The sequence below is a fragment of the Tunturiibacter empetritectus genome, assembly GCF_014201375.1.
GTDB lineage: Bacteria > Acidobacteriota > Terriglobia > Terriglobales > Acidobacteriaceae > Edaphobacter > Edaphobacter lichenicola_D.
Window position 1 is genome coordinate 1,008,943 of the sequence record NZ_JACHDZ010000001.1, and the last position, 18,942, is coordinate 1,027,884.

12 protein-coding genes are annotated in these 18,942 nt (G+C 55.9%); 4 read left to right on the top strand and 8 right to left on the bottom strand.

Annotated features, from left to right (window positions below):
- Positions 1–31 precede the first annotated feature (31 nt).
- Entirely contained in the window at positions 32–3,280 is a 3,249-nt protein-coding gene (locus tag HDF10_RS04395) for a TonB-dependent receptor (RefSeq protein WP_183810824.1), read from the bottom strand.
- A 506-nt stretch (positions 3,281–3,786) separates the two neighbouring features.
- Positions 3,787–4,563, bottom strand: a complete 777-nt coding sequence (locus HDF10_RS04400; protein ID WP_183811583.1) for a GntR family transcriptional regulator — start codon at positions 4,561–4,563, stop codon at positions 3,787–3,789.
- Positions 4,564–4,800: 237 nt separating this feature from the next.
- Between HDF10_RS04400 and HDF10_RS04405 the strand changes: the two genes are divergently transcribed.
- Positions 4,801–6,573: a glycoside hydrolase family 9 protein gene (locus tag HDF10_RS04405; protein ID WP_183810826.1), complete on the top strand. Its 1,773-nt coding sequence runs from the start codon at positions 4,801–4,803 to the stop codon at positions 6,571–6,573.
- A gap of 66 nt (positions 6,574–6,639) precedes the next feature.
- Here the strand turns inward: HDF10_RS04405 and HDF10_RS04410 are convergent, their stop codons facing one another.
- The 6 genes from HDF10_RS04410 to HDF10_RS04435 form a co-directional block, all read right to left on the bottom strand.
- Positions 6,640–8,580, bottom strand: coding sequence for an FUSC family protein (locus tag HDF10_RS04410; protein WP_260177603.1), 1,941 nt, complete (start codon positions 8,578–8,580; stop codon positions 6,640–6,642).
- Positions 8,581–8,715: 135 nt separating this feature from the next.
- Complete coding sequence (locus HDF10_RS04415; protein WP_183810830.1) at positions 8,716–9,915, bottom strand: HlyD family efflux transporter periplasmic adaptor subunit; 1,200 nt, start codon at positions 9,913–9,915, stop codon at positions 8,716–8,718.
- Positions 9,916–9,924: 9 nt separating this feature from the next.
- The gene (locus HDF10_RS04420; RefSeq protein ID WP_311732662.1) at positions 9,925–10,191 is read right to left on the bottom strand and encodes a YtcA family lipoprotein; all 267 of its coding nucleotides are present in this window, start codon (positions 10,189–10,191) and stop codon (positions 9,925–9,927) included.
- Positions 10,191–11,681: a TolC family protein gene (locus HDF10_RS04425; protein ID WP_183810832.1), complete on the bottom strand. Its 1,491-nt coding sequence runs from the start codon at positions 11,679–11,681 to the stop codon at positions 10,191–10,193. The genes HDF10_RS04420 and HDF10_RS04425 overlap by 1 nt, the downstream gene beginning before the upstream one ends.
- A gap of 112 nt (positions 11,682–11,793) precedes the next feature.
- Positions 11,794–12,399, bottom strand: a complete 606-nt coding sequence (locus HDF10_RS04430; RefSeq protein ID WP_183810833.1) for an RNA polymerase sigma factor — start codon at positions 12,397–12,399, stop codon at positions 11,794–11,796.
- A 346-nt stretch (positions 12,400–12,745) separates the two neighbouring features.
- A complete protein-coding gene (locus HDF10_RS04435; protein ID WP_221271400.1) occupies positions 12,746–13,114 on the bottom strand; it encodes a hypothetical protein in 369 nt (122 codons plus the stop codon).
- Between the two features lie 293 nt (positions 13,115–13,407).
- Between HDF10_RS04435 and HDF10_RS04440 the strand changes: the two genes are divergently transcribed.
- From HDF10_RS04440 to HDF10_RS04450, 3 genes are all read left to right on the top strand, one after another.
- Complete coding sequence (locus HDF10_RS04440; RefSeq protein ID WP_183810835.1) at positions 13,408–14,037, top strand: response regulator; 630 nt, start codon at positions 13,408–13,410, stop codon at positions 14,035–14,037.
- Between the two features lie 400 nt (positions 14,038–14,437).
- The gene (locus HDF10_RS04445; RefSeq protein WP_221271402.1) at positions 14,438–15,586 is read left to right on the top strand and encodes an efflux RND transporter periplasmic adaptor subunit; all 1,149 of its coding nucleotides are present in this window, start codon (positions 14,438–14,440) and stop codon (positions 15,584–15,586) included.
- Positions 15,586–18,894, top strand: coding sequence for an efflux RND transporter permease subunit (locus HDF10_RS04450; RefSeq protein WP_260177604.1), 3,309 nt, complete (start codon positions 15,586–15,588; stop codon positions 18,892–18,894). The genes HDF10_RS04445 and HDF10_RS04450 overlap by 1 nt, the downstream gene beginning before the upstream one ends.
- Positions 18,895–18,942: the final 48 nt, after the last annotated feature.

The window sequence follows — 18,942 nt, forward strand, 5'->3', positions numbered from 1 at the left end:
CGCCCCTTTTTATGAAATCGCCACCTCGACCTTAGAAGACGAACTTCAGTGCGAGTTGTATGTTACGGGGTTCGTTGACTGCGGTTGTGATCTGTCCGAACGAGTTGCCTGGGGTGGCGTTGTTGCTCGGCGGAGAGAGACTGACCATGTTGAAGGCGTTCAGGAAATCGCTGCGGAACTCGAGGTGGCTTCCTTCAGTGATTGCGAAGTCCTTCGAGAGGGACAGGTCAACCTGCTGGTAACTCGGTGCGCGTTCCGATCCAACGGCGGCGCTGCCGAAGCTGAACGCACTCTGTGCGCTGTACGCGCAGACTCCATTGTCGGTGTCGTTGGCACAGGTTTGCGCTGAAGGATCCGTTCCGAACCAGTTATGTGAGGTCCTTCCAACTACCTTCATGGGGCGAAGGTGATTGGCACGAGCTGCTCTTGCGTTGACTGAGGTGGAGTACAAGGCGTTGGAGTTTACCGTGATTGGGAATCCGGTATGGAAGCTCATAACCGTGCTGAACTTCCAGCCTCCGATGGCTTCGTCGGCAAAGCGGTTGATACCACTTGCAAACTGGCGCCCACGACCGAAGGGCAACTCATAATATCCGGAGACGGAGATGTTGTGGCGGGCATCGAAGAACTCCGGACCATAGTCGGCGCGTCCGCTGTATGCATCCTGCCAGTAAGCGCTCTGAGAGTCGCCAGCGCCGCCGCTGGCTCCATAGTAGCCAAGGTTGTTGCTCAGTCCTTTGCTATAAGTCCAGTTGGCCAGAAATTCGAGGCCATGATTAAGGCGACGACGTCCGGTTACCTGTAATGAGTTGTAGTTCATCACAGCTTCGGACTCTGTGAAGCTGATATTCGTAATCTGACTGAGGGCTGGGTTGAGAACCGACAGGGTTGTGATGGGTAGCGCGCAGTTGAGGCAGGCACGCTGATTGCCTTCGCGCGGATCCACAAGATGGTTGCCGTTCTGTCCGAGGTAAGCAACAGTGAGCGAAGTGAAGCTGTCGAGTTGATACTCCGAAGTGAGGTTGAACTGCTGGATGAGAGCTGGCTTTAGATTCTTCTGCCATGCGCGAACGTTGCCGGCGTAGACAGAAGGATCAGCTGGCCGGTAGAAGCCCTGGGTGATTGCCAAGGGACCACCGTTGGCGCAGGGAAGACCGACGGTGCATGACGCGTCGACGAAGAAAGGCGGATTGAGAGTCAAGCGAAGATTTGCTCCTGTTCCTTCGAGGAAGTTCGTGATGCCATATCCACCGCGAAGAACAAATTTTTCGTGGAGTGCCTCTGGCGACCAGGCGAAGCCGAGCCTGGGCATGAACCCTGCCCAATATGCGTTGTAGAGGGCGCGGGGTGCGCCATTGACGCCAGCATTCGTGATCGCACCAGTTGTTAGGTTGATGTTTGCCTGCTTGTTGTTGACTTCGGTATAGGGCTGGTCATACTCCCAGCGGAGGCCGAGGTTGACAGTGAGGTTGGAGCTGAGCTTGTAGTCGTTCTGCACGAAGGCAGCGTCGCGATATTGGCGCTGACCCCAGCGGCCGGTGAGCGCGCCCTGTCCCTCGTTCGTAACGCTGTCATGCAGAAAATCGTCGACCGAACTGTTGAAGTTGAAGAAGCCCAGTGTGCCGTCGTTTCCGGAGTAGTAACGATTCTCCTGGTAGCGCAGAACCTGCACACCGAGCTTTATCGTTTGCTTACCATGCTGCCAGGTAAGGTTGTCGCCGTACGTGTAGGCATTCACGATGCTGTCGCTGTCGATACCGCCATAGGCGCCATTCCCGTCCTGAGTCGATGGTGCACCGATGTCATCGACAGTGCCGGAGTTTGGCCCGTTCCCGATTACAAGAGTGCTGAAACCAGGGACGAGCTGGGTTCCTGGTATGCCGAGCTTCGAGTTGCCGGTAACGCCCCACTTTCCAGAGACGTCGGTAGGCGTCTGGATATACCGTGTGCGGCCATAGCCGGCACGTGCTTCATTGACAATGCTAGGAGAGAAGACATGCGTCCAGTTCACGATGAAGCCAGTGTAGGGATCGTTGTTATTGGTGGGGATATCGGTGGGCAGAGCGACTTTGGAGAAGCCGTCGTGTTCCCGTCCGATTGAGAAGCGGCCGGAGAGAGTGTCGCTATTGGTTGCGCGCCAGTCAATTTTTGCGTCGCCTTGATCGTTCACGGTAGCCTGACCGGAAGAGCCAACATAGTTTACAGACGAATTTGCTGCTGGAGTCTTGTTCGGCAACGGGTAGATCTCGGGATGTGCGAAGAGGTAAATCGCTGCCGGATTGGTGATGTCGGTGCGAGCGCGGTCCGCGGCGGTGACGACCGTACGCTGCTCGACCGTGTCGCTATGCTGGCGTGCGCCTTGATAGTCGACGAAGAAGAAGAGCTTATCTTTGATGACTGGACCGCCGAGGGTTCCACCAAATATCGCACGATTGATCGGAGGTCGTGATCCTGCGTTCCATGGGGATGCATTCAGGTTCTGGTTCTCACCGAAGAAGAAGGCGTTGCCGTGGAACTGATTGGTTCCGCTTTTGGTTACCATGACGACCTGGCCGCCGTTTGCGTTGCCGTACTCAGCGGTCGAGTTGCCTGTGATGATACGAACCTCGCCGAGCGCGTCGACGTTGGGGCTGTAGCCGATGTAGTTGTCGATTGCTTCGTTGATATCGGCGCCGTCGAGCGTGTAGTTGTTGCCTTGCTCACGATTACCATTGACGAAGAATCCGCCGTTGTATTGACCTCGTCCGACGTTATCGAGAGCCTGCGGATTGGGTGAGATGGCTCCTGCTACCAGCAGTGTGAGCGAAGAAAAGTTGCGGCCCTGCAGAGGCAACTCTGTCGCTGCTGCTGCTGTGATCGTGTCGCCGGTAGTCGCGTTTTCGGTGTTCAGAATGGGAGCGGTGTCCGTGACGACGACGTTGCTGTTGGTCCCGCCGACCTTCAATGCTACGTTTACTCTGGCCTCTTGATCGACCTCAAGCGAAAAGGCACTTGTGCTTTGAGGAGAGAAGCTGGTGGACTCAACGGTGACCTTGTATTGTCCGATCTGCAAAAAATGGAGCGAGTAGATGCCGCTTGGATTGGTCACGGTCGGAGTGGCCACGCCTGTCAGGACGTTGGTGGCGGTTACCTTAGCACCCGCCACGACGGCTCCGGTTGGATCGGTCACGGTGCCAGTAATGGAACCGGTAATGGTCTGCGTGAAAGCTGGTAGACAGGTCACGATGACCAGCGCTAACGCTGAAAGACAACGGAAGCCGAACTTGAGTCCTTTGTGCATTGCGTTCCTCCAAAGTAATTTCCGAGTGAGTTGCTTGTGCCTATGCGAGGTTTCGCGGTCGGCTTGTTCTGGCCCATCATGCTTGTCGCTAGAGATCGTATGTATTCCTTGGGGCAGGACTTAAGGGGTTCAGATTGTGTAAACGGTCCTACTTCGAAACGAAATGGCCGCGTTCGTCAGTTTTTGGTCTCTGTGAAGGCTGCCGCTTGCATTTCCTGAGAAAGCAGGAAGTGTTGTTTTGATCTGTGAATCAAAAAAAACGAAATTTGTTCAAAAATTGAAATATACGGATGACGAATCGTATAGACAACTGTACTGAAGTGCAAGAGAAATTTTGATAAAGGTTTGGAATTCACTGAAATGAGCTGCATGCGGATGGAAGGTTTCGCCTACCTTTCGAAGATTCCCAGAAGATTCTTGACCCAAATGGCAGGGAACTAGACCCGGCGTTTCGTAACGGCTTCAGTAAATTGCAGATTCGCAACTAATTCCATTCGCAGGCCCGGTTACTCGATCGTCGTTGTCGGGACACGGATGGAGGCACGGTAACGGTTACCGCAATAACGAGAACACGCTACTTCAATTGGTATCTCTGCCGTCGTCATGATGACTCGGGAGATCGACAACATAACCGCGTTCTTCGGGATGGACAGCAGCTCCGACTCTTCCCTGGTTGCCGGCGAGGCCTCAAGAACTTCATCTGCCCAGGCAGCACGAACGCCATACTTGTCGCGAAGTACCTTGTAAAGCGACTCGGATGAGAAATCGGTTCGTTCGAGTCCGGGGTAGTGCTGCAAGGGGATATGTGAATCTTCAAGCGCCATTGGAGTTCCATCCGCGATACGCAGACGGCGGAGTTGCAGGATCGCCGAACCCTCATCCACTCGAAGTTGTTCCGGGAGAGTTCCTGTTGCGAGCAGGATGTTTTGCTCGAGGAGTCTTGAACTTGGTATCATCCCTCGCCGCTTCATGTCCTCGGTGAATCCCCTGAGGTGCATGATGTTCTTCTCCAGCTTGGGCCGGGTGACGTAGGTGCCTCGTCCTTTTTGACTGAGTGCGTAGCCTCGACTCTTCAGGTTATGCAGGGCCTGCCGTGCCGTCATTCGGCTTACCTGGTACGAACGCGCCAGCTCGTACTCCGAGGGGAGGCAATCGCCAACCAGCAGCTCGCCTGCTTGAATCTTTTCGATCAAAGCCTGTTGAATCTGGTAGTACAAGGGGATGAACCCGTCTTTATCTAACGGCAGGGGATGCGACGAGAATTGGGCCTCGGTGTCTTCCATGATGTCTCCTGGCCTGCTTTTTTCGCTTTTTTCTGGTTTAGAGATTAGTCGATGAGTATAGTCGTCCAGACAGGTTGAAAGTAAAGAGAAATCTGAAATTGCGGATCGCAACTCGCTGGGCGCTTGAATTTTGTCCCGTAGTTTTCGAGGAGAAGGAAGATTAAATATTCGAAGATTAGCCATTCATGGGTAGGCTTTTTGTCCGGTTGCTTTGTCGGGGTGTTCCCCCTGACGGCGATGGGACAGCTAAATGTTGTGGTCGATCAGGTTGGCTATGAGACGCGGGCACCCAAGAGTGCAATCGTGGTCGGGACCGGGCGGGATCATCCAGAGAAGTTTTTGCTGGTCGATACGGTAAGCGGCAAGGCTGTGTTGAGTGGAAGCCTGGTTCCCAATGGCCAAGTGAATTCGTGGGGCGGCCGTGTCTTTTGGACGGCAGACTTTTCCTCGTGGCGGGTCGTTGGCCACTATGCGGTTCAGATTCAGTCGACTGCCAGCGAAGTGCGTTCCTGTTCGTTCGATATCGATGACGATCTTCTCGAACGCAGTACGCTCTCCAATGTTGTCTACTACTTCAAAGGACAACGTGCGAGCGGCTTGATGGATCGGGCGGATCGTCATCTTCCACTGCCTGTGGGCCAGCCAGGTTTTGTGGATGTTCATGGCGGCTGGTACGACGCGACCGGCGACTATGGAATCCACCTTTCTCATCAAAATCCTACTTCCTACTTCAACCCTCAACAGGTGCCGCTGGTGGCCTGGAGTCTGTTGAAGAGTTATCGGGTTCTCGAAGCGCGCCACGACGATAACTTCAGCGAGTACTTGCATCGAATGCTGGATGAGGGACTCTTTGGCGCGGATTTTCTGGTGCGAATGAAACGGCCGGGCGGTTCTTTCTTCGAGAGCATCAACGCTCCAGGAAAGGAGAAGCTGCCGCAGGATCGTGCCATCGGCAACCCTAACTGGCGAACGCAGATCAAGAAGAGTGCTTCGGACTCGACCGAGCGCATACAGACTGCCGAGGGGCCGCATTCTTACGAAACGAGCTTTCGTGCGGGAGGAGGCATGGCCATTGCGGCTTTGGCGTTCGCCAGTACTATGCCGATCGATGGAGATCTGCCGCGTACCGAATATCTTCGTGCAGCAGAGGAGGCTTTTCAGTTTCTAGACGCGCACAATCGTGAGTTGCTGAATGATAGAAAGGAGAACATCCTGGACGACTACTGCGCGTTGATGGCGGCTACTGAGTTGTATCGCGCAACCACGAAGGAGTCCTATCGACTGGCAGCGGATCGGCGAGCATTGCATCTGATGGAGCGACTTGCGACTGCTGAGGGGCGTCGTAATTTCTGGCGAGCCGACGATGGCTCGCGGCCTTACTTCCATCCATCCGATGCGGGTCTACCGGTGGTCAGTCTCCTCGAATACGCACAGATTGCCCTGCCTGATGCGCAGCAACATGTACGTAGCGTCGTGGAAAGATCGCTACGTTTTGAGCTTGGTGTCACATCGGAGGTCAACAATCCATTCGGCTACGCTAGGCAGCTGGTTCGTATGGGAGATGGAAGGGTCCGCAGCGCATTTTTCTTTCCTCATGACACGGAGGCTGCGCCATGGTGGCAGGGCGAAGATGCTCGTCTGGCCTCGCTGGCAGCCGCTGCGCGCATGGCAGCTCCGCTCTTTGCTGACGACCCAGCCTTCCAGTCACAACTCCAGGAGTATGCCTGGAATCAGTTGCACTGGATCCTCGGGCGAAATCCGTTTGACGCCAGCATGTTGATGGGGAGCGGACATGGGAACGCACCGTATATGTTCTTTCATTCTTATAAGTACACCAGCGCTCCGGGCTCGATCCTGAACGGTATTACTGCGGCTGCCGACGATGAAGACGGCATCGCTTTTAACGAGGGATATGCGGTGACGGGCAAGGACGAAGACTGGCGTTGGACCGAGCAGTGGCTTCCGCATGCTGCCTGGTATTTATATGCTGTCAGCCTTCCACACTCTTGAGTCAGGATCGTGTTCGCCGTTGATGCCTGATCTCTCCCACCGTCAGGCTAAGGAGTTTCAGGAGCGTTAGACTTCGTGGCTTAGCCTTAGCGCGAACGCTTGAAGTTCTTCGAAACGCGCGATCGTGTTATGAGAATATTCCTCGTAGCGCGGGTCATTAAGTATCGCTGGAGGTAGGAGAGTGGTCGCGGGAGCCATTACGGGGACCGTCTTTTTCACAACTCCTACGGCCAGCTCATCAAGATGCTCCGCTAGTCTTCGGCGCATTTCGATCAGGTCTGGTTCAGTGAGAAAGTCTTTGTCTTCTTTGCTGTAGAGAACCGCAAACTGATTCCAAAAGAGCGTTCCTACAGTGAGAGAGGTTCGGAGAATCATCTCGCTTGAGTGGACATGGCTTTCCCGATCTACACCGAATTCGTAATCTACAGCGTCGTTCATGGATCGAAGCGCTACGACGGTCTTGCCGACCTGATCCCGCAGGGCATCCGCTTGTTGAAGCAGATCTTTCCGGTCGGGACCAGGTTCGATGAGACGGAGGAAACTCGCGACGGTCTTGAGAGCGCCTGCAAGGCTCTGACGCATGACTGTGACCGTGCGCACGGGCCAGATCTGATCGAAGACAAACCACATGACCAGAAGTGCGAGGAGTATGCCCACAAAACGGTCCCGTGCGGGTGCGAGTTCAGTCGGAGCACTAAGATCTTCAAACGCCACAAGGTAAAACGCAAACACCATCTGTAAGCCTACATAATTGAATCTTGGGCCCGAGGCTGTCCAGGCTCCGATAAATGCAACGAATCCAATGAGTATGACCAGCGAGGTGATCGAATCCATATGTGGAAAGAGAAGAGAGATCGCTCCAAGGCCAAGGAGGAGACCGCCAACGATCGAACCCAGGAGACGGAAGAGGAGTCTTTGTTTTATTGCGCCGCTGCTGCTCAGGCCAGTGACCATAACGGTAATTACTGCAGTCGAGATTCCGGGCCAATCCACGGCGTTGTAGACGATATAACAGACGGTTGCGCAGAGGCTAATTTTCAACCCAAATGCCAGCGTGTCGCTTCTGCCAACCGCTCCTGGAATGAAAAAGGGCGCTTTTGTTACGGGCATCGCAACCAACTCTTTGTTGCCCATTTCGGCGGCATCGGAAGGCATTGTCAGAGCAAGATGAAGGGCAGCTTCGACTCGATCCAGCAATGTCACACTACTCTCGGGCATGAATCGCAGGCGCTTTTCAACCTTTGGGATGAAAAGCGGAATCAACTCACGACACTGTTCCGCGATAATGCCGCAGCGTCGCCTTAGCTCCGGACTATCTTCATTGGTATTTTGCAAGCCGAACGCGGCGGAGACATCCATGATTTGAGCGATCATCGTGATGCGCAAGCGTGTTCCCGGAGGGAGGGTTCCGGCGTCGAGATCTCGCTCCGCGATTTTGTTGTATAGCTCCAGCATCCCAGTTGAACCGGCTGTCGCGAGGCGAGAGACAGGAATCGCTGCTGCGGTTCGTTCCTCTGGGGTCCCACCTTGAGCGTAAACAGTGAACATCTTCTCCACAGCCTGGTATCGGATCTTGCGCTGTGCTTCTAATTTCTTCGCTGGGTCGCGATCCCCGAAGAGGTACTCCACCAGAACGGAAACGCCGATTGAAACTGCAAGCGTCGCAATCAGCCAGAGCGCGCCTTTGACCAAACTGTCCGCAGGCGCATGCTTCTCCCAATTCCCAATCACGGTACAGAAGATGAGCCCCCAGGTCGATCCGAGAGTCGGAAAGTTGGTAGAGGCCACGAGCACACCCGCAATGAAGGTAACGATAGTGACGCTCAGTACGCGGGCCATCGGATCGTTGTCGCTGAGAATGACCACCCCGAGCTCAACAGCAACCGCAAGAGCAACGGTGAGCAACGAAATCAGACCGGTTCGAAAAGAAATTGTGGGGCTGTCTCGTCCGACGAGGAAGATGAAATACATGCCGATGTAAATCGACGGCATCTGCCAGACGTTCATGAGGATCAGAGAGATTACGGTCGCAAGTACGATATGGAGAGAGCTGTTGAGCCGCCCAGGCGTGGGTTGTAGATCCTCCCAGAACTTTCGCCCTAGAGACGAGATCGTCCCGAAGAAAGATGTCTCCACCATCTGCTATCTCACGACCGTCACTGCGGTAGCGCCGATGCGAAACAGATCCGGATCGGGATCTTTCACCCGAACACGAACAGGGAACCGCGTGGAGAGATGAACCCAGTTCAAGGTACGCTCGATGTTGGGTAGTCCGCCGGTTACGCTTCCATCTTCTGGAAAGACGCCATATCCGATACTCTCGACAACGCCATTGAATCGTCGGTCAGGATGCCCCATCAGATAAACATCCACATGCGATCCGATGCCAATGTTCTTCACTTTCGCCTCACGATAGTTTGCGACAACCCACCACGTCCGTGTGTCTATTAACGTGAACAGGGGGGCGCCGGGACGCGCGTACTCGCCCACAGAGATATTCATGTTGGTGACATAGGCATTGAAGGGAGCAACGACGCGGCAACGCTCAAGATCGAGTCTTGCGCTGTCGACCTTGGCTGCCCTTCCCGGTCGCTCGGACATCAGCGTGTCAACCGTGTCGATCGTATGGATGGCCTGACCCAGCTTCGCCTGGGACTCGGCTGCCGCGGAGTCCGCCTCTTCTTGACGCAGGATCGATTGGGCGAGCTGAGCTTGTGACTGTTCGAGCGCAGCCTGCGCTTCGTCGTAGTTTCCTTGTGCTACGCGTACCGCAGTATTGGCTTGATCGATCTGCTCCACGGTTACATATTGTTTTTTGAGCAGCGGTTCGATGCGATGCAGATCATTGGTAGCCAGCTTCAACTGAGCCTCTGTAGCCGCAACCGACGCTTGAGCCCGGGAGACGGTGGCCTTTGCCACATCGATGCTGCTGCCTGCAGTTTTGATACCGGTTTTGGAGCTGTGGACGCCCGCAACGGCAGCTTCGGCGGCACTGCTCTGGGCGGCGATTCTTCGTTTCGCATCGATGATCTGCTGCTCCAGTGCCTCCTGATCCGATAGCGCCTGCGCTAAGGCGTACTCATAGGGACGAGGGTCGATAAAAAACAGGAGGTCGCCTTTCATTACGAAGGCGTTGTCTTTTACCGGCAGCTCGACCAATCTGCCGCTCACTTCCGGAGCAATCTCGATGTAATTTGCTCTCACGCTGGCATCGTCAGTTCGTGGATGCAGGTCAGTTTGCAGGATGACAACTGCTAGAGCGACAATTGCGGACGCAACAACACCGATAGCGATCCTGCGGCCAATCTGCTTGCGGTTGAGAGCTTCGGGTGCCTGTTCCATTTGTCCTCCCTACCGGAAAAAAATCAGCCAAAGCAGGCTTGTGAAAAGTACGACGACGCTGGGGTAAAAGAGCGCGACCGGCCCAACCTCAGAGTCCAACTTGAATCGAACCAAGAAGTAACGTACGACGAACGCGAGGATTACCGCAATGGACAAACAGAGCATCCAGACCGGAAAAAAGGAACCGATAATGTCAATGGAGGGCGCGTGATCGCAACCAGAGCACAGCAGGCATAGAGCGAAGAGGCAGGCCGAACGTTTTCTTCTCATGGTCATCACTTCTGGCCATCCTGTGTATGTGATTTCGTTGCGGCTGGCTTGGTTCTCAGCAGGTTTCCGGTTACAAACTCGAGATCGACTGCCTCCAGAAGTAACTTGGAGCGTGCCGAGACACCGGAGAGTCGAGCCTGTGCCAACTGTCTTTCGGCAGTGACCACATCGATCAAATTCTTCACCCCATATTGATAAGCTTCGAGCGAAGCGGAGTAGGAGGTACCCGCGGAGTCGAGCAGGGCGACCGCTGCCTGCTCCTGCCTCAGCGCAGTACGAAACGCGATAAATGCTGTCCAGACTTCGCGCGTTGCCTGATCGTGTTTCGCCGTCATTACGTCCTGCGCCTCGCGTCTCTTTGATTCGGCAATGGCCACTCCGTTCTTGCGAGCTCCGCCGTCGAAGATCCGCCACTCTACTCCCAGCTCGGCCGACCAGGTAGATACGTTTGCATGGCCAAGTTCACCGCTGTCCGACGTCGGCCACACTGCGGTCTGCGCGGCAGATCCCGATAGAACGATCTTTGGACGATACTCCGCTTTGGCTGCCCTCACCTGATCATCGGCCGCGCGAATTTCGGCCGCTTGAGCCATCAGGTCAGGACGATCCGATAGGGCTCGATCGATGAGTTCATCGATGGAAAGGGTAAGCGATTCGGGCAGCGAGGCATCTTTTTGCGCATCGATGGTGATGTCCGGAGAAGGTTCGACACCTATCGCTTCGGTAAGCGTTACTCGCGAGATTTTTTCATCGCCATCCGCAGACTCCAGATCAAACACAGCCTGCGAGGTCTCAGCGCGGGCGTTGAGCACGTCCGGCAAGGTGGAGCGCCCATTTGCCAACTGATCTTCGGCGGCATCCTGTGTGGTCTGCGCGGTCTTAAGCGTCTCCTGCGCCGCCTGCAGCCGTTCCTGAGCGGTGAGCAGCTTGTAGTATTCGCTGGCGACCTGAAAAGCAACCTCCTGATTTGCCTGGATGAAGTTAGCTCCGGCGGCTAGTTTTTCGGCTTTCGCGCCGTCGACCGTGGCCTCTCGTTTGCCGAAGTCGAAGAGCAGATACTGCAGCGTGATCTCGGGCTGGACCAGGGGAATCTCAACCGTCGAATATCCGCGCGGTAACAGCGACTCCGGAAAAGGGGAGATCGTTCGTTGGTCCGCGAATACGGCAAGGCCAGCCAGCACCGGGTAGTAGGCACTCTTCTCGATGCCGAGCTGTTCGGCCTTCTGCTTGGCTTGCTCCCACACGATTCGGGTGCGCGGGTTATTCCGTTCTGCAATGTCGATCAACTCGGCGAGCGTGTAGACCCGTTTAGGATCGAGTGTCGCAACTTTTACCGACGGAATGGCGTGAGCGGCACACTCCGCTGCAGATCGTGGCGTCGATGCTGTTCCCGCACACTGGGTAAGCCCACTTTGTGTTGTCCAGGGGCACACCAACGAAAACAAAAACGCCAGCCTGAGAACAGATTTATAAAGAAGGTGCGTCGTGTCTTTCATCTGAGAATGGTCAAGTCTACCAGTTCGTTCCCGACGGAGAGATTGTAATTCCAATCAGGACAAGAGGAAGAGACTGCGCGAGACGCCGACCAGAGCCGACCCATTCAACGACTCATCCGAGCGACCGGCGCAGCACAGTTCTGGCTCGCAGCAATCGTGATTTTGTGGCGGCTACGGAGATTCCAGCGATCTCCGCGATCTCTTTGATGGAAGAGTCGTGCACTTGCTGAATTTCCACGATGGTGCGGAGCGCTGGTCTCAGCCGATGGATGGCACGCTTTAGATGGTGCTCTCTCTCAGATCTCGCATAGTGCTCTTCCGTGTTGATCCGACGGTCCGCCACCTCCCAATGCTGCCACGACTCGCCTTCCGCTCCTCCGTCCATCGAGATCTCCGGATGTGCGCGCTTTCGGCGCAAGATCATCAACGCAGAGTTGATGGCAATTCGCGTCAGCCACGTGGAAAAACTCGACCTGCCGTCGAAGTTCTTCAGGTGAACAAAAGCCTTCAGGAAAGCGTCTTGAAGTGCATCTTCCGCGTCCTGGCGATTTCTTGTGATCCGATACATCGTGCTGAAGGTTTTCTTTGAGTGGCGATTCCAGAGCTCGGAGAAGGCCAGATGCTCGCCGGTCTTCGCTGCGGCGACCAGCATTTCATCATTCGAGGTCTCGAGAATCGCTTGCACGCTGATGGTGCCTGTTGAAAAGTATGAGTCCATTGAAGGAGCCTTTCTGGAATGGATTCCGTTCGGTTGAGAATTAAGATCAAACTCCGCATCAATTAAAGGACTGGCTATGCTCTGAATTCAGATATTGAAGAAAGTTGCTCAATGAATTCTCGAATTGCTTCTAGGATTTGATTTCGATTCGCGAAGGAGATTGGCCTTTGAGATTTATACCTTCGCGAATTGGCTGCTGAAGATCTTCTTTAAGCTAAGGTGGAAACCAAAGGCTCGCTAGACTAAATCGTGCTTCTCTTGAGGCACTCTTTCGAGGGGGAAAAGGATATCCCCAGGGGGATCTTAGCTCGTTGTGAAGGCTGTGCTTGCTACCCCAACTATTGGTTTAGTCGCCGCTCAGAGTTTTGTCGGAGGACGAAACCACCAGCCGTCTTCCAAACATGCGCGCGTCCAGGGAATAGGCTCCTGGCCCTAACAGCCCGAGAGAAGCAGCAACCAGAATGGATGAGATGAGAGGAATGAAGGTGAGTTCCTTCAAGTCGAGCAGCATCGCTACACCAATCAGGCAGCATGCGATGGAAGACACGGGGGTGAATAGCCCAAGACAGATTGAGACACCGAGCAAACCCACGCCGGTGGACACCCAAATGTGAGCGGCTGGGTTTCCCTGGGGCATTACTTGTGTGAAAAGCGTTGCAGCCACAGAGACACGCAGAAGAATCAAAGCAACGCCCGCCGCTCCCGTCGGGAACATCGAAAAGAGTCTCTGCACGGTGGTGAGGATAGCCTGTCGGCAGAAGACCGGCAAACCCGAAGAGAGGGTAGAAAGAGTAATACTTTTGGGGGGGTGACTTCCTTTTGCTCGTCTGGTTCTGTCCTCGAAGGGTGTGGAGAATTTTAGCGGGACGGATTTGAAGTTTGATGCGACTACAACTCATAAGTGGAGATAGAATGAGTGACGTCCACCACCGAATCAAATCGGCGATGCCCAGGAGTTCTGCATCTGTGCAGTTCTGCGGAAGATCCGACCAGGCCAGAAGGATCGCAATGAGTGAGATACGTACCATCAGAGTGCTTACGGTCGACGATCATCCCCTCCTCCGCACCGGGATCTCGGGCGCTATCAACGCGCAGACCGATATGTCCGTCGTAGCCGAAGCTGCGGATGGCGAAGAGGCGATTGCATCGTTTCGACTGCATCGCCCGGATGTAACCCTGATGGACATACGGATGCCCAAGACGAATGGCATCGACGCAATCTCAACCATTCGTAAGGAATTTCCCAACGCCCGCATCGTCGTCCTGACCACCTACGGAGGCGATATTCAGGCTCTTCGTGCCTTCAAGGCTGGGGCAGTCGGTTATCTGCTGAAGAGTATGCTGCGTACCGAGCTGATCGACACCATACGGCTCGCTCATGCGGGCATGAGAAGGATCCCGCCCGAGATAGCCCAGGAGCTGGCAGAGCACGCCGGCGACGAGATCCTCACCACGCGAGAGATTGAGGTTTTGCGCGATGTCGCCAAGGGGAGTTCCAACAAGGTGATTGCATCGCGGCTCTCCATCTCCGAGCATACGGTCAAGGGACACCTCAAAAACATTCTTGCCAAGCTGGACGCAAGTGACCGGACGCATGCGGTGATGATCGCTCTCAAGCGCGGCTTTCTCGACATCTGATCTCGGTTCGGAAGCCGGATGGACGCGGTAAGAACGGGTGTTTTGGTCACGAATCTAGAGTTGTTCTGGGTGATACAGCAGTGGTGTGCGCGACGGGTCGACCGCGCAAATTCCAACCAGCGTCCTACCATCGTTCTCATAGATCGAGCGTCTTTCTATCACATTCGATTTGCCTTATCGCTCAAGGCAGCTACCGAAACCGGGCCAACTGCAGTCAAAAAATTGACGCGGGAATAGCAACCTAACGGTAGACTTCATATTAGACATGACGAGGGTGTCATGTTGTTACAGAGATGCGCTTTTATGGCTGATTCAAGCGTCGCTCAGATCGCGTGTATCGGATGATCTCTAAAATAGAAGAATCAACGCTTGATCCTATGGGGGATAACGAGTTTACGCGATGAGTTCAATCAGTTTCAGGCACCCTGCCCCTATGCTGTTCTGCTTCGGCGCCTGTCTCCTGGCAGGTTGCAGCGCAAAGCCGTCTGACCCCAAAAGCGAAGCTCCACCGGCTGCCGTCGTACAACCCGACGCCGACCCGAATCTGGTTCATGTCGATCATCCCGATCAGTTCACGCTGACTGCGGCGACCGAATACGCTGCCACCTCCACTATCCAGGTCACTGGCACGGTAAATCCCGACATCTCCCGCACTATTCCGGTTATCTCGATAGCCTCCGGCCGTGTCGTCGAGGTGCACGCCCGCATTGGCGACTATGTTAAAAAAGGCCAGCTCCTGATGGACGTTCAGAGCACCGATGTCTCTGGTGCTTTTGGCTCGTACCTGAAGGCAGTGAACGATGAACGGCTCGCGAAGGTTCAGCTCGACCGGGCAAAGATCCTCAACGACAAAGGTGCCATTCCAAATAGTCAGGTTGAGGTTGCCCAGAACGCCGACGACGATGCGAAGGCCGCCCTCTCCGCCTCCGAAGAGCAGCTTCGTGTCCTTGGCGTCGACAAGAACCACCCTGCCGCAACGGTCAAGGTCTACGCTCCCTCCTCCGGCTTCATCATCGCCCAGAATGTCACCAACGCTGCGGCAGCCGGAGTCACCTACGCCGGCTCGGCCAATGCCTTCACCATCGCTGACCTATCGCACGTATGGATCATCTGCGACGTCTACGAGAACGATCTCCCCACGGTGCGTTTGGGTCAGAAGGCAGACATTCGCCTCACCGCCTACCCTGACCGCGTCCTCACTGGCGTAGTCAGCGATATCGGAGCTGTTCTCGATCCGCAGATTCGCACGGCGAAGATTCGCATTCAGGTTGAAAATCCCAACACGTTGATGCGCGTCGGCATGTTTGCCACCGCCACCATCCATGGCAAGACCGCGCAGACTCACGTGCAGGTCCCTGCAACGGCGGTGCTCCATCTGCATGACCGCGACTGGGTCTACACGCCCACTGGGGACGGTAAGTTCCGCCGGGTGCTGGTACGCGGCGGCGGGTCGCTGCCGGGCAATATGCAGGAGATCGTCTCCGGCCTTAACGCGGGCCAGCAGGTCGTCACCAACGCCCTCGCACTGCAGAATACGGCGGATCAGTAATGATTCGAGGTCTCGTCGACTTTGCACTGAATAACCGATGGCTGGTTCTCGGTCTTGCCATTCTGCTGTTTGCGTGGGGCATCGTCTCCTTCCACAACCTGCCGGTGGAGGCCTATCCCGACGTAGCCAACAACTATGTCCAGGTCATCACGCAGTGGCCAGGCCGCGCTGCGGAAGAGATCGAGCAGCAGGTCACCATCCCGCTCGAAATCGGAATGGCCGGCATTCCCCACATGACCCATTTGCGATCAACCTCGCTCGCCGGAATCTCCAGCCTCACACTCATCTTCGACGACGAATCCGTCAACGACTGGAATCGCGAAAAGGTTCTCGAGCGGCTCTCCCAGGTCACGCTTCCCACTGGCCTTCAGCCGCAAATAGGCACCGACTGGAGCCCTGTCGGCCAAATCTATTGGTACACCCTGCGCAGCACCAATCCTCTCTACGACAACATGGACCTGAAGTCGCTTCAGGACTGGACCATCGACAAGCAACTCAAATCAGTACCCGGCGTTGTGGATGTCTCCAGCTTCGGCGGCATGACACGCGAGTATCAGGTCCGCGTCGACCCCGACAAGCTCGTTGCTTACGGCCTCAGCATCGGCCAGGTTGAGCAGCAACTCACCGCCAACAATACGAATGCCGGCGGCAGCTTCATCGAGCAAGGCCAGCAGCAGATCAACGTCCGCGAGGTCGGCCTCTACAGAAACACCCACGACATCGAGGAGACGGTCCTCAAGACGCAATCCGGGACTCCTCTCCGCGTCAAAGACATCGCGACCGTCGCGCAAGGTCCAAAGATCCGACTCGGCCAGATCGGCAAATCTTGCCGATTCGCCGGCACGCCAACGCCAGAACCACCTAACTCGTCCAGCGCCAGCGATCCCTGTATCGACCACAGCGGCAAAGCGCAGAACGACCACGCCGACAAAGCGCAGAACGACCACGCCGACAAAGCGCAGAACGACCACGCCGACAAAGCGCAGAACGACCACGCGATCAACCGCGAAGACGGCAAGATCATCGACGATCCCGACGTCGTCGAAGGGATCGTAGCTCTGCAAAAAGGTGACGACTCACAGTTTGCCCTCGCGGGAATTCACAAGAAGGTCGACGAACTCAATACTCGCATCCTGCCGCCGGGCGTAAAGCTTATCCCTTTCCTGGACCGCAGCGACCTTCTCCACTACACCACTCATACGGTGCTGCATAACCTCACCGAAGGCATCATCCTTGTCATCATTATTCTCTTCCTCTTTCTAGGCAACGTTCGCGGCGCTCTTATCGTTTCGCTGACGATTCCGTTCGCCCTGCTGTTTGCCTCCATCTGTCTCGACCTCCGCCACATCCCCGCTAACCTGCTCTCTCTCGGCGCACTCGACTTCGGCATGGTCGTTGACGGCGCGGTAGTGATGGTGGAGAACATCGTCCGCCACCTCAGCCATCAGCGCAAAGACTCTCTCTCGCCCGCCGAACAGATCCGCGAGGCAGCTCACGAAGTACAGCGCCCGGTCTTCTACGCCATCGGCATCATCATCACGGCCTACCTGCCCATCTTCACCCTGCAGGCTGTCGAGGGCAGACTCTTCCGCCCCATGGCCTGGACGGTAGCCTTCGCTCTTCTCGGCGCTCTCATCTTCTCCATCATCATCGCGCCTGTCCTCTCGAGTCTCCTGTTCCCGAACGGCGCATCGGAGTGGCAGAATCCCGTCATGGCGTGGCTCACCGACCGCTACCGCCACGCCGCGCGCTGGGCCATCGAACACCGTTGGGTCACGTTGGGTGGAGCGGGCTTTGCTCTCCTCCTCACTCTGTTCCTCGGCCTGAGCGGTGTCATCGGCTCCGAGTTCTTGCCCCACCTCGACGAGGGCGCCATCTGGGTTCGCGGTACTCTCGCTCCCAGCACCGGCCCCACGGAAAGCCTCCGGGTCATGAATCAGGCTCGCATCGTCCTCTCGTCGTTTCCCGAGGTCACCAAGGTCGTCAGCCAGACAGGTCGCCCCGACGACGGCACCGATGTCACCGGCTTCTTCAACACCGAATACTTTGTCGACCTCAAACCCAAAGCCGACTGGCGCCACCCCTTCCATCAGAACAAGGACGAGTTGATCGGTGCCATGGACCGCGAGCTGGATAAGATCCCCGGCGTCATCTGGAACTTCTCCCAGCCCATCTCCGATAACGTCGAAGAGGCCGTCAGCGGCGTCAAGGGAGAGCTGGCCGTCAAGATATACGGAGATGATCTTAAGAACCTCGAACAGCTGGGCGATCAGATCATCTCCATCATGAGCAAGATCAAGGGCGTTCAGGACCTTGGGCTCTTTCGCGTCATCGGTCAGCCCAACCTCAACTACTCTGTCAACCGCGCCGCGGCCGCTCGCTACGGCATCAACGTAGCGGATATTCAAGATGCTATCCAGACGGCCGTGGGCGGTAACGCGGTAAGCCAGGTGTTGCAGGGCGAAGCGCGCTACGACCTCGTCGTCCGTTATCCCCCGCAGTATCGCGACACCCAGGATGCGATCGACAAGATCCGTCTGCTCTCTCCCTCCGGTGAGCGCGTCTCGCTGGCGCAGTTGACCACGGTGAGGATGGAGGATGGCGCTGAGACCATCTCACGCGAGGCAGGCCAGCGTTTTGTTGCGATCAAGTACAGCGTGCGCGATCGCGATCTCGGAAGCACCGTGGAAGAGGCCATCAGCAAGGTCAACGAACAGGTCAAGCTGCCCCCTGGCTATAAGACAGATTGGGCCGGCGAATATGAGAGCCAGAAGCGCTCCTCGCGTCGTCTGATGCTGGTCCTCCCGATCACCATTCTGCTCATCTTCGTCATCCTCTACTCCATGTTCCACTCCGGCAAATGGGCGGGGCTCATCCTCATCAATGTCTCGATGGCACCGGTTGGCGGTCTGCTCGCTCTACTCGTCACCCATACCAACTTCAGCGTCTCGTCGGGCGTCGGTTTTCTGGCTCTCTTCGGCGTCTCGGTTCAGACCGGCGTCATCATGCTCGAGTACATCAATCAGATGCGGGTTCGCGGCCACTCCATTGAAGAGTCCGCGATCGAAGGAGCCGTTCTCCGCCTTCGTCCCATCATGATGACCATGCTTGTCGCCACGCTCGGCCTTCTACCCGCTGCAACCTCGCACGGCATCGGGTCCGACTCGCAGCGCCCCTTTGCCATGGTCATCGTCGGCGGTCTCATCGGCGCGCTGTGCATCAGCGTCTTTCTTCTGCCCACGTTGTACGTCTGGATTGCAAGGCCCGACGATGTCCTTCCCACACCCGAGACGGAGTTTGAGAACTAATGCTGTCTAACCGCGCAGGCCGATCCTCAACGACTCTCACCCAAGCCA